Here is a 12743-nt window from a genome sequence, read left to right as displayed (position 1 = left end):
CGGGGAGCGCCAATGCTGCGTCGCATCTATGAATGGACTCTCGAGAAGGCCGGGCATCGCACCGCGCCGCGCTGGCTGTTCGGCATCAGCTTCATGGAAAGCAGCTTCTTCCCGATTCCGCCGGACGTGCTGCTGGGGCCGATGTGCCTTTCCAAGCCTCACAAGGCTTTTCAATACGCGTTGATCTGCACCGTGGCGTCCGTGCTTGGCGCGCTGCTCGGTTATGTCATTGGTATGTTCCTGTTCGATACGATCGGGCGGGCGATCCTCGATTTTTATGGTCTGACGGCGGAATTCGAGCATTTCGCGCAACGCTTCAACGAGCAAGGCTGGTTGATCGTGCTGCTGGCCGGCTTCACGCCGCTGCCTTTCAAGGTGATCACCATCGCGGCGGGCGCCACCGGGATGCCCCTTTATGTGCTGGTGATCGCGAGCATCATTTCGCGGGCTGCGCGCTTCTTCCTGGTCGCAGGTTTGCTGTGGAAGTTCGGAGAGCCGATGAAGGCCTTTATCGACCGGCACTTCGGGCTGATCACGGCGATTGTCGGCGCTTTGGGCGTCGGCGGGTTCGTGCTGGTCAAGTATCTGGTGTGATGGCGTGACACGCCTCCACGCGCTTTCCCGGCCCGGTGCCGCTTTCTTGGCGCGCAGGCCGGGGGTGACGGCCCTGCTTGCCGGGCTGCTCTCCGCCACTGGCTTCGCGCCGCTCGGGCTGTGGCCGGTGACGCTCATCATGCTCGCGCTGGTGATGCAACTGATCTGGGCGGCGCCGGACCGCAAGAGCGCAGGACGGATCGGCTATCTGTTCGGCCTCGGGCATTTCATGCTTGGGCTCAACTGGATTGCCCATGCCTTCACCTTTCAGGATTCGATGCCGGCCTGGCTGGGCTATCCAGCGGTTGGCCTGCTCTCGGTGTATCTGGCGGTTTATCCGGCGATGGCCGCCCTGATCGGCTGGACGCTCGGGCGTGGCCGGCCGCAGGTCTTCGCCCTGTTTCTCGCTACGACCTGGTTGCTGACCGAATATCTGCGCGCGAGTTTGTTCACGGGTTTTGCCTGGAACCCGCTCGGGGTGATCTGGCTGGGCACCGGCGTGGAGCAGACGGCCATCGCCATCGGCACTTATGGTCTTGGTCTGGTCGCCATGCTCGCAGCGGCGGCCTTGTGGTGGCTGGCGCACCGGCAATGGCGGCCGGCAGGTATCATGATCGTCGGCCTGGCGCTGGTGGCTGGGCTGGGGCTGCTGCGGGCGAGCTATATCGGCGCAAACGGCCAGTCTGGCGACCTTGCCAATATCCATGTGGTGCAGCCCAATATTAATCAGAACGAGAAGTACGACGCCAATCTTGAAATCTTGAACTTCCGCCGTTTGGCGGAGCTGACCATGCTGCGGTCCGGCAAGCCTGCGTTGATCTTCTGGCCGGAGGCAGCCGTACCAGCGGTGCTGGATATGGAACCACGCTGGCGCGGGCGGATCGCCTCGCTGCTGGGGATGGACGATCTGCTGATGCTCGGCGGCGACAAATATCATTTCCACGAGCAGGGCGGCGTGGTGGATACGCAGGTTCTGGAGGGCGCCAATAACAGCCTGTGGGTGCTGGACGCGCGCGGGGACCTGCATGGGCGCTATGACAAGGCGCACCTCGTTCCTTATGGCGAATATCTTCCCATGCGGCCAGTGCTGGAGGCGATCGGCCTCTCGCGGCTCGTACCGGGCAGCGTCGACTTCTGGCCCGGACCGGGGCCGCGAACGCTCGATCTGCCCGCGACGCCGGATGGCGGACAGGCGCGCGGCAAGCTGCGGATGGCCGTGCAGATCTGCTACGAGATCATCTTCTCCGGGCAGGTGGTCGACCGGGCCAATCGTCCCGATTTCCTGTTCAACCCGTCCAATGATGCGTGGTTCGGTAGCTGGGGCCCGCCGCAGCATCTGGCGCAGGCACGGCTGCGAGCGATCGAGGAGGGGCTGTCGGTGATCCGCTCGACCCCCACCGGCATTTCGGCGCTGGTCGACCCCGCCGGGCGTGTCGTCCGGTCCATCCCCTTCCAGCAGGCGGGTGCTTTTGAGGCCCCCCTGCCCGCGCCGCTTGCGCCCACCTTGTTTGCGCGGCTGGGCAACCTGCTGCCGGTCGGTCTGGCCGTGCTGCTGCTCGTAAGCGGCGTTGCTATCGCCCGGCGCACTCGCTAAGGAGCGCGCAACATAAACATTTCTTTATATGAACTGCGGCCCCGAACTTCCGCCACGAGAGCCGCTAGAAGAAAGGTCACGATCTCCCATGCGTTCCAGCTATCTCTTCACGTCTGAATCGGTTTCCGAGGGGCACCCGGACAAGGTTTCCGACCAGATCAGCGATTCGATCGTCGACCTGTTTCTTTCCAAAGACCCCGAGGCGCGCATCGCCTGCGAGACGCTGACGACGACGCAGCTGGTGGTGCTGGCCGGCGAGATCCGCTGCAAGGGCGTGTACGAGAATGGCCAGTGGGCGCCGGGCGCGCTGGAGGAAATCGAACGCACGGTCCGCCAGACGGTCAAGGACATTGGCTATGAGCAGGAGGGCTTCCACTGGGAGACGCTGCGCTTCGAGAATAATCTCCACGGCCAGAGCGAACATATCGCGCAGGGCGTGGATGCGAGCGGCAACAAGGATGAGGGCGCCGGCGACCAAGGCATCATGTTCGGCTATGCCTGCAATGAGACGCCGGACCTGATGCCGGCGACGCTGGATTACAGCCACAAGATCCTCGAGCGCATGGCCGCCGACCGCCACTCAGGCGCCGCGCCCTTCCTGGAGCCGGACACCAAGAGCCAGGTTACATTGCGCTTCGAGAACGGCAAGCCGGTCGCCTGCACCGCTATCGTCGTCTCCACCCAGCATGCCAAGGGCTATGATGCCGGCGAAAAGGAAGCCGAGCTCAAGGCCTATGTGAAGAAGGTGGTCGCCGACGTGTTGCCCGCCGCGCTGCTGAGCGACGAGACCGAGTATCACATCAACCCGACCGGCAGCTTCGAGATCGGCGGCCCGGACGGCGACGCCGGCCTGACCGGCCGCAAGATCATCGTGGACACTTATGGTGGCGCGGCTCCGCATGGCGGCGGCGCGTTCTCCGGCAAGGACCCGACCAAGGTTGACCGTTCGGCGGCCTACATCACGCGTTATCTCGCCAAGAACATCGTGGCGGCGGGCCTGGCCAGCAAGTGCACGATCCAGCTGGCTTATGCCATCGGCGTGTCCAAGCCGCTCTCGCTCTATGTCGATACGCACGGCACCGGCACGGTGGGCGACGACAAGATCGAGGCGGCGATCGGCAAGATCGAGAAGCTGGGCGGCCTGACTCCGCGCGGCATCCGCACGCATCTGGGGCTTAACAAGCCGATCTATCGCAAGACCGCAGCTTACGGCCATTTCGGCCGCAAGGCGGAAGGCGACTTCTTCCCCTGGGAAAAGACCGATCTGGTCGAGGACCTCAAGGCCGCGCTGGGCTGAGCCAGGGCGCTCCTTTGCGTTCTAAGAGATAGGGAACGGCGCGAGGCTTGCTTCGCGCCGTTTTTTGTGGGTGCTGCGCGGGCGGATGAAAGCAGGCACGGGGCGCGCCGTCCCCCGTTTCCTCCAGCGACAAAATGATCTAGGCGCACGCGCATGACTGCGCACAAATCAGGCGATCCCACCACGCTCAACCGGCTCTATGGCCGCCAATCCGGCCATAAGCTGCGGCAGGGGCAGCAGGCCCTTGTCGATGAGCTGCTGCCGGCGATCAGCGTGCCCGAGGAGGGCGAGATCACCGCCGAGCGCTTGTTCGGCCCGACCGCCTTTGGTGAGCGACCGCTGCACTTCGAGATCGGTTTCGGCAGCGGCGAGCATCTGGCCTACCGCGCCGATATGCTGCCGGACCATGGCTTCATCGGCTGCGAGCCCTTCCTCAACGGCGTCGTCGGCGCGCTGGGGCATGTGCGGGACCAGCATCTCGGCAATGTCCGGCTGCATATGGGCAATGCCCTCGAAGTGCTGGCGCGCATCCCCGATGGGGCGCTCAGCTTCGTGTATCTGCTCCACCCGGACCCATGGCCAAAGGCGCGCCATGCCAAGCGGCGGATGATGAACAAGGGGCCGGTCGACATGATCGCCGCCAAGCTGAAACCGGGCGGCGAGTTCCGGTTCGGGACCGATCATCCGATCTACCTGCGCTGGGCGCTGATGGTGATGCGGGACCGCGAGGACTTCGACTGGCTGTGCGATAGCCCGCGCGATTTCCTCAACCGTCCGGGCGGCTGGCCCGAAACCCGCTATGAGGCCAAGGCTCGCAGGCAAGGGCATGAGGTCTGGTACTTCCGGTATCGCCGGAAGTAAAAATGACCATTTAGGTTATTTATTGTTGACATCGTGACGCTCTCTGGTTAAAAGAAGGCATCATCGCAATTCGAATCGCTCGAGCGGGCCGCTCTGACAGAGCCGGCCACCTCGTCATGCGGCACATTGCGAAGACCTCTCTCAACAGGATGGTGTTCATGACGCAACGCCCGATCGGCGCGCCGCGACCGCACATGTCGCGTCCCCGGCGCCCGCGCTGGACGATCCAGCGCCGCCGCCAGTTTCTTGCGGTGCTCGCCGAGACATCCAATGTCAGTGCAGCGGCGCAGGCGGCCTCAATGCATCGATGCACGGCCTATGCGCTCAAGGGGCGTGACCCCGAATTCGCCCGAGCCTGGAAGGAGGCTCTGGAGCAGGGCTATTCCGACCTCGAATTGCATCTTATGCGCCAATCGATCGACGGGACGATGCGAACCGAAACGGTTATCGATGGCGAAACCAAGGCGGTCAAGCAGGTGCGGACCATCCACAGCTATCCGCTGACGGTGGCCGTGCGATTGCTGACAGCCCATCGGCAGGAGGTGGAATCCTGGCGGCGCGAAACCGAAGCGGCAAGTGGCGCTGGCGATGACCCGGAAGATGTGGACGCGCTGGATGCCGAACTGGAGGCCATTTGCGAGCGGTTCCTCGCGGAGGACGATATAGAGGAGAATGCCGGGGAGCCGGCAGGTGAATGATGACAGGCTGTCGATGATCGATCGCCTGGCCAGGCTGGCGCCCACGCTGCGGCAGCAATTCTTGCGGAACCTGTCACTCTTGCAACGGCGGCGCTTGATGCAGGCTTGGCGCTTTCGGGCGCGGCCTGCGCAATTGCCGCCGCCGGGCGACTGGTTCACCTGGATGATCATGGCGGGGCGGGGCTTCGGTAAGACGCGGGCTGGTGCCGAATGGGTACGAAGGGTGGCCGAGGGCGATCCCACCGCGCGGATCGCTTTGGTTGGGGCGAGCCTGCATGAAGCGCGAGCTGTGATGGTGGAAGGTGAGAGCGGGCTGCTTGCCATCGCGACGCAGGGCATTGAACCGAAATGGTTTCCTGCCAAGCGCCAGTTGCGCTGGCCGGGTGGGGCGTGCGCCATGCTCTACGGCGCTGCGGACCCGGAAACGTTGCGCGGACCGCAGCACAGCCATGCCTGGGCGGACGAGATCGGGAAGTGGCCGCGCGGAGAAGCGGCGTGGGACAATCTGGCGATGGGGCTGCGTCTGGGCAATCGACCGGCCATTGTCGCGACCACCACGCCGCGCGCCGTGCCACTGGTCCGACGTCTGGCAGCCGATCCGCGCGTGGTGGTGACGCGGGGCAGCACGCAGGACAATCGAGGTGCGCTTCCGCAGAGCTTCCTCGCGGAGATGGAACGCAATTTCGGCGGCACGCGGCTGGGGCGACAGGAACTGGACGGGGAATTGTTGCTTGATCACGAAGGCGCGCTGTGGACGCGGGCGCTCATTGAGACGTGCCGTTTAGCCGGCCTTGTGCCTGAGCGTGCAGAGTTGGCGCGTGTCGCGGTGGGCGTCGATCCGCCAGCGAGCGCGGGAGGCGACGCCTGCGGGATCATTGTCGCAGGAATCGATCAGGCCGGCGAGGCAATCGTGCTGGAGGATGCGAGCGTCGAGCAGGCGAGCCCGCAACGCTGGGCACAGGCTGTAGCGCACGCCGCGGAGCGCTGGGCGGCAGACCGCATCGTGGCGGAAGCGAATAATGGCGGCGAGATGGTGCGTACCGTGCTGCGCGGAGCCGACATGGCCCTGCCGGTCCGCCTCGTTCACGCGGCGCAGGGCAAAGTGGCGCGAGCCGAGCCGATTGCCGCCGCCTATGAGGCTGGTCGGGTCCGCCATGCCCGACCCTTTGCGATACTGGAGGACCAGTTGTGCGGCTTGTTGATCAATGGGCGTTACGAGGGGCCGGGGCGATCGCCTGACCGTGCGGATGCCCTTGTCTGGTGCCTGACCGAACTGCTTTTGAAGGCCAATCTGCAGGCGCGGGTGCGATCACTCTAGCTTGTCGCTTCACCCCGTTTCGGGAACGATACGGAAGTGCTTGCTATTGGTTGCAAGCAGGCACAGCATGATCGTCCCATGAAGCTGTCCCCAGGAGCTTCCACGGGTGAACGACATTTTGGAGAAGATTGCCGAGGCATCCAGCCTCCCGCTGCTGTGGCGCGGGATGACGCGTTATTATGCGCGCAACGGTTTCGGCGCGGTCAGCTATTATTGGGTGAAAATCGGCACCAACATGCCGGCGACCCTGCCGCTGCAACATGGCTTCTCCAAGAAGGAGGTGGCGCTCTATTGCTCGTTCGATTTCCAGCGGCTGGATATCGTGCCGCGCGCGGCGCTTGCAGCAGGCGTACCCATCCGGTGGCATGAGGTATGGGGGAATACCGAACTCACGGTAGAGGAGCGCCAGTTTCTGGAGGCCATGCGGCAAATTGATTTCACCGATGGCTTCTCCTTGCCCTGCTATGGGCCCGGTAATCGCAATGGTGTTGTTGGCCTTGGGAGAATCGCGCGGGGTGCGGACCTGAGCGAAGAGCGGATGACCCAGTTGCATTTTGCGGCGCAAGCGGCGCATTTGCGGATCTGCGGCCTTTTTGCGGAGGAAACGGGGCGGGAACGGCAACTCTCTGCGCGGGAAAAGGAGATCCTGCATTGGGTGGCGCGCGGCAAGAGCAACACGGTGATTGCCGACATCCTCCAGATATCGCCGGGAACGGTCGATACCTATATGCGGCGGATTTACGAGAAACTGGAGGTGTCTGACCGGACGTCTGCCGCCGTCAAAGGTGTGGGGTCGGGCTTGATCGCGGCCTGATCCATTCCTGCGCGATCGGGGGCGTTGCCGCGCATCGACCGTGGCGACCGATAAGTGAATCTTGCAGCCGCCAGCCCCGACGCTGGCGGCTTTTTCGTGCGCAAGCGAGGAGACGATCAGGTGAAATGGTTTGGACGAAAAGCCGCGTCGACACCGGCGCGGCCGCCGCTGGCGCGCGCCTGGCTGGGGCTTGGCTGGGCAGGAGCGGGCGACTGGCCGCAAAGTTATGAGGTGCAGCTCAAGGCGGCAGTGATTGCCAACCCGGTGGCGCAGCGTGCGGTGCGGCTGGTGGCAGAGGCGGCGGGAAGCGCGGCGTTGCACGCGTTGGCTGCCAAGGAGGGGGATGCGCAAGCGGCTCTGGCGCTCGTGCAGCGGCGCGTGGCGGGGCAAAGTCTCATCGAGATGCTCGCCGCGCATGTGCTGCTGCATGGCAATGGTTACGCACAGATTGGCCATGGCGCCGATGGTCTGCCCGCGACCCTCTATGCCCTGCGCCCCGAACGGGTGACAATCGAGCAGGATCGTGCCGGTTGGCCTGTGGGCTATCGTTACCGGGCGGGCGATAGCGAGATGCGCTATGCCAGCGAGGATGCGGCGGGGCGGACCGCGGTCATCCACGTCAAAGCGATCAACCCCGCAGACGATCATTATGGGCTAGGCTGCCTGGGCGCTGCAGCGGGTGCGGTGGCGATCCACAATGCGGCGACGCAGTGGAACAAGGCGCTTCTCGACAATGCGGCGCGGCCATCCGGCGCCCTCATTTATGCGCCGGGCGATGGCAGCGTGCTCGCGCCCGAGCAGTTCGCCCGGTTGAAGGCCGAACTGGAAGGCGCATTTCAGGGTGCGGACAATGCGGGGCGGCCGATGCTGCTGGAGGGCGGGCTGAACTGGCAGTCGATGAGCCTTTCCCCGCACGACATGGATTTCGTGGCGCTAAAGGCAGCGGCGGCGCGGGACATCGCGCTCGCCTTCGGTGTGCCTCCCGTGCTGATTGGGATGCCGGGGGACAGCACCTACTCGAATTATCGGGAGGCCAATAAGGCGCTGTGGCGGCAAAGCGTCCTGCCGCTGCTGGCCAAACTGCTTGGCGCGCTCGGGCAGGGGCTGCGCGACTTCTGGCCCGAACTGGTGCTGGAGGTCGATCTCAACCGCTTGCCCGCGCTCGCCGAGGACAGGATGCTGCTGTGGGACCGGATCGAGAGGGCAGATTTCCTTTCGACTGAGGAAAAGCGCGCGATGCTGGGGCTGGACGCCACGCGCGCATGAGCGCCGGGACCGTGCGGTTCGCAGGTTATGCGGCGATCTTCGACAAGATTGATCAGGGCGGCGATGTCATCGCGCCGGGCGCCTTCTCGGCCAGCCTCTCGCGCCGTGCGGCGACAGCGCTGCCGCTGCTCTGGCAGCATCGCGCGGGCGCGGTGATCGGGCGGATCGATCATGTCGCGGAGGATGCACGCGGGTTGCGGGTGATCGGCACGATTAGTGCGGCCGGGCCGACAGCGGAACAGGCGAAGGCGCTGCTGCGCGATCGCCGGATTGAGGGATTGTCCTTCGGCTATCGCGTGGTGTCGGCGCAGGGTCATCAGCCCCGCCGGCTCGATGCACTCGATCTGGTCGAGGTGAGCCTGGTGACTCACCCGATGCAGCCGCTGGCGCGGGTTCACGCGGTGGAGGCTGGCTGACAGCGCGCGCCGATTTTCTGGATGTTCGAGGGGCCGACTGCGGCCCCTTTTTTGTTTTTGACCGCAGGAGAATGACGCAATGCAGGACGTGGAAACCAAAAGCCTTGAGGAGAGCTTCGACGCGATCCTGCAGGCAGACCGGCTGACGGGCATGGAAGCCCGGATGGACGCCTTTGACGAAGCGCTGCGCAAGCAGGCCGAGCGGGCGATGGCGCTGGCCGGTCGGCCGCCGCTGGATGGCGCCAAGGGCAGCGATGTCGACCCGGCGCGCGCGGCCTTTACCGACCGCTATCTGCGGCGCGGCATCGAGGCCGGCGTGGAGCTGAAGAGCTTCTCGGGCGCGAGCGGCGGCAGCGGTGGCTATGCGGTGCCGCGCGAGATCGACCAGATGATCGACGCGGCGCTCAAGTCGATTTCCCCGATCCGCGCGGTGGCCAATGTGGTGCGTACGGGGTCGGCGGGATACCGCAAGCTTGTGACGACCGGCGGTGTCGTATCCGGCTGGGCGGCCGAGACGGCAGCGCGGCCCGAGACGGCGACCCCCACCTTCCAGGAAATCGCGCCGCCCTCCGGCGACCTTTACGCCAATCCGTCGGCCAGCCAGGCGATGCTGGACGATGCCCAGTTCGATGTGGAAAGCTGGCTCGCCGAGGAAATCGCCCGCGAGTTTGGACGAGCCGAAGGCGCGGCATTCGTCAATGGCGACGGGACGAGCAAGCCCAAGGGCTTCCTGACCTATGCCACCACCAATCAGGCGGACAGCGTCCGCCCGTTCGGGTCGCTGCAATATGTCGCATCGGGCGCAGCGGGCGGCTTTAGTGCCAGCAATCCGCAGGATCGGCTGATCGACCTCGTCCAGTCGCTACGGGCGCCCTATCGGCAGGGTGCGGTATTCGTGATGAATGCCGCGACGCTGGCGACGATCCGCAAGTTCAAGACCAGTGACGGCGCGTTCCTGTGGCAGCCGAGCATGATCGCGGGCCAGCCTGCGACGCTGCTTGGGTATCCGGTGATCGAGGCCGAGGACATGCCCGACATCGCCGCCAACAGCCTTTCCATCGCCTTCGGCAACTTCGCCAATGGCTATGTGATCGCCGAGCGCAGCGAGACGAGCATCCTGCGCGATCCCTTCACCAACAAGCCGTTCGTCCACTTCTACGCAGTGAAGCGGATCGGCGGCGCGGTCGCCAACAGCGAGGCCATCAAGCTCATGAAGTTCGCCGCCTCCTAACGAGGCCCTGATCGGCGAACCAATGAGGGGCGCCATGCCGGTCTCTCCCCGCCGGCATGGCGCCTTTTTCTCATGCTTGAAGGATGGCTGCGATCATGACCGTGACAATCGAGAAGGGCGGGCCGCTCGCGGTGCCGCTCGAAGACCTGAAGCAGTATCTGGGCATCAGCCTTAGCGACGATGATGCTGCGCTCACCGATCTGCTGTGCGCGGCGAGCGAGGCGGCCGAGCAATATCTCGGCCAGATGCTGATCGAGAGAGCTGTGACCGAAGTGCGCGGCGCCAGCGGCGCATGGGGTCGGCTGACGATGGCGCCGGTCAGCGCGATCAGCAGCATTGAAGGACTGCCGGCGGATGGCGCGGCGTTCGTCCTGCCGGTTACGGCCTATGCCATCGATATCGATGGGCAGGGGGCGGGGTGGGTGCGCATCCTCAATCCGGGATCGGCCGGGCGGGTTCGCGTGACCTATCGTGCCGGGCTTGCCCTTGCCACGGACAATGTGCCCGATGCGCTTCAGCACGCCGTCGTTCGGCTGGCGGGCGAGTGGTATGCGCGACGCGACGGGCTGGAGGGAGACCTGCCGGCATCGGTCGTCGCCCTGTTGCGACCCTGGCGTCAGGTGCACCTCGCATGAGCGGCGAGATGGCAGTGAGGGGGGCGGTGATCGCCGCGCTCCGCAACGATGCGGACCTGATGGCGCTGGTCAACCTCGTGAGCAATGGCGAGCCGATCAAGGCAAGCCCGCCCTGGCTTCTGGTCGGCGAGACGGTGTCGACCGGCTGGGGCGCGCGGGATGTGACGGGTCTGGCGCTCCGCTTGCCCATCCAGCTGGTCGTTCGTGGCGATGATCTGGCGCGGGTGACCGCCGTGCTTGCGCGCGTGGATGCCGTGCTCGCGGGGGTCGATGGCGATCTGGGCGACTGGCGGATCACCAGCTTGCGGTTCGAGAGATCACGCATCCTGCGCAGCCGCACCGAGTGGCGAGCGAGCGCCGACTATGCCGTGCGGGCGGCGCGGCTGAATTGAAGCCCGCATCTCGCCTTCGCTCGGTGCGAGCGGGGATGCGGATACAGAAAGGATCAAGGCGATGGCAGTGGAGAAGGGCAGCGCGTTTCTGCTCAAGATCGGCAACGGAAGTTCGCCGGTGAGCTATGCGACGGTGGCGGGGCTGCGCGCTACGCAGCTTTCCGTCAATGGTGAGGCGGTGAATGTCACCTCCAAGGATTCCGGCGGCTGGCGCGACCTTCTGCCGGGCGCGGGGGTGCGCTCCGTGAGTGTGTCAGGCTCCGGCATCTTTACCGGATCGGCGGCGGAAACCCGGCTGCGCAATCATGCGCTGGCCGGTGCCATCGACGATTATGAACTGAGCTTCGAGAGTGGCGAGAAGCTGCGTGGGCGGTTTCTGGTCACGCGGCTGGACTATGCCGGCGACTATAATGGCGAGCGCACCTATACGCTCGCGCTGGAAAGCTCAGGCGCCGTGAGCGCACTATGAGCGGGGCGGTCGCGAATGAGGCGCGCGGGGAAGCCGCGCTGATGGTCGGCGAGCACGGCCTGACGGTGCGCCCGAGCTTTGCGGCGTTGGTCGCTGCCGAGCGCGAGACCGGGCCGTTGCTTGCGCTGGTCGAGCGCGCGGCGGACGGGCGGCTCGGCCTCGCCGAGATGGAAGCTCTGTTGTGGCACTGCCTTGCGGATCGACCCGAGGCGATGGCCCGAGCCGATCTGGGCGACGCGCTGATCGCGCAAGGGGTGGGCGTGGCCTTGCCGGCGCTTCGGGCAATCATGCGGCAGGTCGTGGCTGGCGGGGCATGACGTCGGCCTGCTTTGCGGAGGTCGCGCGCACCCTGGCCGGGCAGGCCGGGCTGTTGCTCGGCTGGCGCCCCGACGAGTTCTGGCGGGCCACACCGGCCGAGCTGGCCGACGCCTTGGCGGTGTTGCGCGATCTGGGCGGCCCCCAGGTCGCGCCGTTCGACCGATCTGGACTGGCCAAGATGATGGAAAGGCATCCCGATGGATGAGGATATGCAAAGCCTGTTCGCGCCGATGGGCAGCGACATGGCCCGCTTGCGCGAAGATGCCAGCGGTCTGCGGGACGAGCTGGATTTACTGAGCGCAGGCGCGGAACGAGCGAGCCGCACCATCGAGGCGGGGCTGCTGCGTGCTGTGCGGACGGGGCGGATCGGCTTTGAAGATCTCGGCAAGATCGCGCTGTCCGTCATGGACCAGATCGCCCGTTCGGCGGTTCGTAACGGCTTGGAGGCGATCCTCGGCGGCGGAGGCTCTTCCGGGCTTTTGGGGTTGGGAACGAGCCTCCTCACCGGTGCGCTTGGGTTGCCCGGCCGGGCAACGGGCGGCCCGGTGGCGCCGGGGCGGGCCTATCTCGTTGGCGAGCGCGGGCCGGAAGTGTTCGTCCCGACGAACAGCGGCCAGATTGTGTCCGGCGTCGGTGGCCAGGGCGGACGAGACGTGCGCGTCTCGATCACCGTCAATGGCAGCGGGCAGGACGCGCCGCGCGCGCTGGCGCGCAGTGCGCGTCAGGTGGCGCGGGCGGTGCGTGGGGCGCTCGGGGATTAGGCGTTTTTCGCGTCCATGACTGTGTCTCGACTTGAGCCGAGAGGCTGAAGTTTACCCTGAGCGCCCGCCTGCGGGCGGT

16 protein-coding genes are annotated in these 12743 nt (G+C 65.6%); all 16 read left to right on the top strand.

The features are described 5' to 3' along the window. Positions 1 to 12 precede the first annotated feature (12 nt). The 16 genes from M2336_RS17145 (at position 13) to M2336_RS17070 (ending at position 12664) form a co-directional block, all read left to right on the top strand. The gene (locus tag M2336_RS17145) at positions 13 to 594 is read left to right on the top strand and encodes a YqaA family protein (protein WP_264573400.1); all 582 of its coding nucleotides are present in this window, start codon (positions 13 to 15) and stop codon (positions 592 to 594) included. Between the two features lie 64 nt (positions 595 to 658). Next, positions 659 to 2188, top strand: coding sequence for an apolipoprotein N-acyltransferase (gene lnt / locus M2336_RS17140; RefSeq protein WP_264593228.1), 1530 nt, complete (start codon positions 659 to 661; stop codon positions 2186 to 2188). Between the two features lie 88 nt (positions 2189 to 2276). Beyond that, positions 2277 to 3485: a methionine adenosyltransferase gene (metK, locus tag M2336_RS17135; RefSeq protein ID WP_181560377.1), complete on the top strand. Its 1209-nt coding sequence runs from the start codon at positions 2277 to 2279 to the stop codon at positions 3483 to 3485. Positions 3486 to 3638: 153 nt separating this feature from the next. Further along, positions 3639 to 4346: a tRNA (guanine(46)-N(7))-methyltransferase TrmB gene (trmB, locus tag M2336_RS17130; protein ID WP_181560376.1), complete on the top strand. Its 708-nt coding sequence runs from the start codon at positions 3639 to 3641 to the stop codon at positions 4344 to 4346. A 158-nt stretch (positions 4347 to 4504) separates the two neighbouring features. After that, the gene (locus M2336_RS17125; RefSeq protein WP_264573398.1) at positions 4505 to 5044 is read left to right on the top strand and encodes a hypothetical protein; all 540 of its coding nucleotides are present in this window, start codon (positions 4505 to 4507) and stop codon (positions 5042 to 5044) included. 13 nt (positions 5045 to 5057) lie between these two features. After that, entirely contained in the window at positions 5058 to 6362 is a 1305-nt protein-coding gene (locus M2336_RS17120; RefSeq protein WP_413715980.1) for a DNA-packaging protein, read from the top strand. Positions 6363 to 6468: 106 nt separating this feature from the next. Next, positions 6469 to 7176, top strand: coding sequence for a helix-turn-helix transcriptional regulator (locus tag M2336_RS17115; protein ID WP_264573396.1), 708 nt, complete (start codon positions 6469 to 6471; stop codon positions 7174 to 7176). 120 nt (positions 7177 to 7296) lie between these two features. After that, complete coding sequence (locus M2336_RS17110; RefSeq protein ID WP_264574914.1) at positions 7297 to 8442, top strand: phage portal protein; 1146 nt, start codon at positions 7297 to 7299, stop codon at positions 8440 to 8442. Further along, the gene (locus tag M2336_RS17105; RefSeq protein ID WP_264573395.1) at positions 8439 to 8858 is read left to right on the top strand and encodes an HK97 family phage prohead protease; all 420 of its coding nucleotides are present in this window, start codon (positions 8439 to 8441) and stop codon (positions 8856 to 8858) included. Before M2336_RS17110 ends, M2336_RS17105 begins: the two co-directional genes overlap by 4 nt. A gap of 79 nt (positions 8859 to 8937) precedes the next feature. After that, a complete protein-coding gene (locus tag M2336_RS17100; RefSeq protein WP_264573394.1) occupies positions 8938 to 10089 on the top strand; it encodes a phage major capsid protein in 1152 nt (383 codons plus the stop codon). A 95-nt stretch (positions 10090 to 10184) separates the two neighbouring features. Beyond that, entirely contained in the window at positions 10185 to 10724 is a 540-nt protein-coding gene (locus tag M2336_RS17095; RefSeq protein WP_264573393.1) for a head-tail connector protein, read from the top strand. A gap of 8 nt (positions 10725 to 10732) precedes the next feature. Then, positions 10733 to 11116, top strand: a complete 384-nt coding sequence (locus M2336_RS17090) for a DUF3168 domain-containing protein (RefSeq protein WP_264573392.1) — start codon at positions 10733 to 10735, stop codon at positions 11114 to 11116. Between the two features lie 61 nt (positions 11117 to 11177). Next, on the top strand, positions 11178 to 11585 hold the full coding sequence (locus M2336_RS17085) for a phage major tail protein, TP901-1 family (RefSeq protein ID WP_264573391.1): 408 nt from the start codon (positions 11178 to 11180) through the stop codon (positions 11583 to 11585). Further along, entirely contained in the window at positions 11582 to 11902 is a 321-nt protein-coding gene (locus M2336_RS17080; RefSeq protein ID WP_264573390.1) for a gene transfer agent family protein, read from the top strand. The genes M2336_RS17085 and M2336_RS17080 overlap by 4 nt, the downstream gene beginning before the upstream one ends. Continuing rightward, complete coding sequence (locus M2336_RS17075; protein WP_264573389.1) at positions 11899 to 12108, top strand: phage tail assembly chaperone; 210 nt, start codon at positions 11899 to 11901, stop codon at positions 12106 to 12108. Before M2336_RS17080 ends, M2336_RS17075 begins: the two co-directional genes overlap by 4 nt. Continuing rightward, positions 12101 to 12664, top strand: coding sequence for a tail tape measure protein (locus M2336_RS17070; protein ID WP_264593227.1), 564 nt, complete (start codon positions 12101 to 12103; stop codon positions 12662 to 12664). The genes M2336_RS17075 and M2336_RS17070 overlap by 8 nt, the downstream gene beginning before the upstream one ends. Positions 12665 to 12743: the final 79 nt, after the last annotated feature.

The organism is Sphingobium sp. B1D7B (assembly GCF_025961965.1).
Classification (GTDB): domain Bacteria; phylum Pseudomonadota; class Alphaproteobacteria; order Sphingomonadales; family Sphingomonadaceae; genus Sphingobium.
This window is presented reverse-complemented; position numbering and strand designations above follow the sequence as displayed.

Excerpts from the sequence above, each read along its gene's own strand:
- M2336_RS17125 (WP_264573398.1), top strand. The coding sequence starts at position 4,505 with ATGACGCAACGCCCGATCGGCGCGCCGCGACCGCACATGTCGCGTCCC.
- M2336_RS17090 (WP_264573392.1), top strand. The coding sequence starts at position 10,733 with ATGGCAGTGAGGGGGGCGGTGATCGCCGCGCTCCGCAACGATGCGGAC.
- M2336_RS17095 (WP_264573393.1), top strand. The coding sequence starts at position 10,185 with ATGACCGTGACAATCGAGAAGGGCGGGCCGCTCGCGGTGCCGCTCGAA.
- M2336_RS17120 (WP_413715980.1), top strand. The coding sequence starts at position 5,058 with ATGATCGATCGCCTGGCCAGGCTGGCGCCCACGCTGCGGCAGCAATTC.
- M2336_RS17070 (WP_264593227.1), top strand. The coding sequence starts at position 12,101 with ATGGATGAGGATATGCAAAGCCTGTTCGCGCCGATGGGCAGCGACATG.
- metK (WP_181560377.1), top strand. The coding sequence starts at position 2,277 with ATGCGTTCCAGCTATCTCTTCACGTCTGAATCGGTTTCCGAGGGGCAC.
- M2336_RS17080 (WP_264573390.1), top strand. The coding sequence starts at position 11,582 with ATGAGCGGGGCGGTCGCGAATGAGGCGCGCGGGGAAGCCGCGCTGATG.
- M2336_RS17085 (WP_264573391.1), top strand. The coding sequence starts at position 11,178 with ATGGCAGTGGAGAAGGGCAGCGCGTTTCTGCTCAAGATCGGCAACGGA.
- M2336_RS17100 (WP_264573394.1), top strand. The coding sequence starts at position 8,938 with ATGCAGGACGTGGAAACCAAAAGCCTTGAGGAGAGCTTCGACGCGATC.
- M2336_RS17105 (WP_264573395.1), top strand. The coding sequence starts at position 8,439 with ATGAGCGCCGGGACCGTGCGGTTCGCAGGTTATGCGGCGATCTTCGAC.
- M2336_RS17075 (WP_264573389.1), top strand. The coding sequence starts at position 11,899 with ATGACGTCGGCCTGCTTTGCGGAGGTCGCGCGCACCCTGGCCGGGCAG.
- trmB (WP_181560376.1), top strand. The coding sequence starts at position 3,639 with ATGACTGCGCACAAATCAGGCGATCCCACCACGCTCAACCGGCTCTAT.
- M2336_RS17145 (WP_264573400.1), top strand. The coding sequence starts at position 13 with ATGCTGCGTCGCATCTATGAATGGACTCTCGAGAAGGCCGGGCATCGC.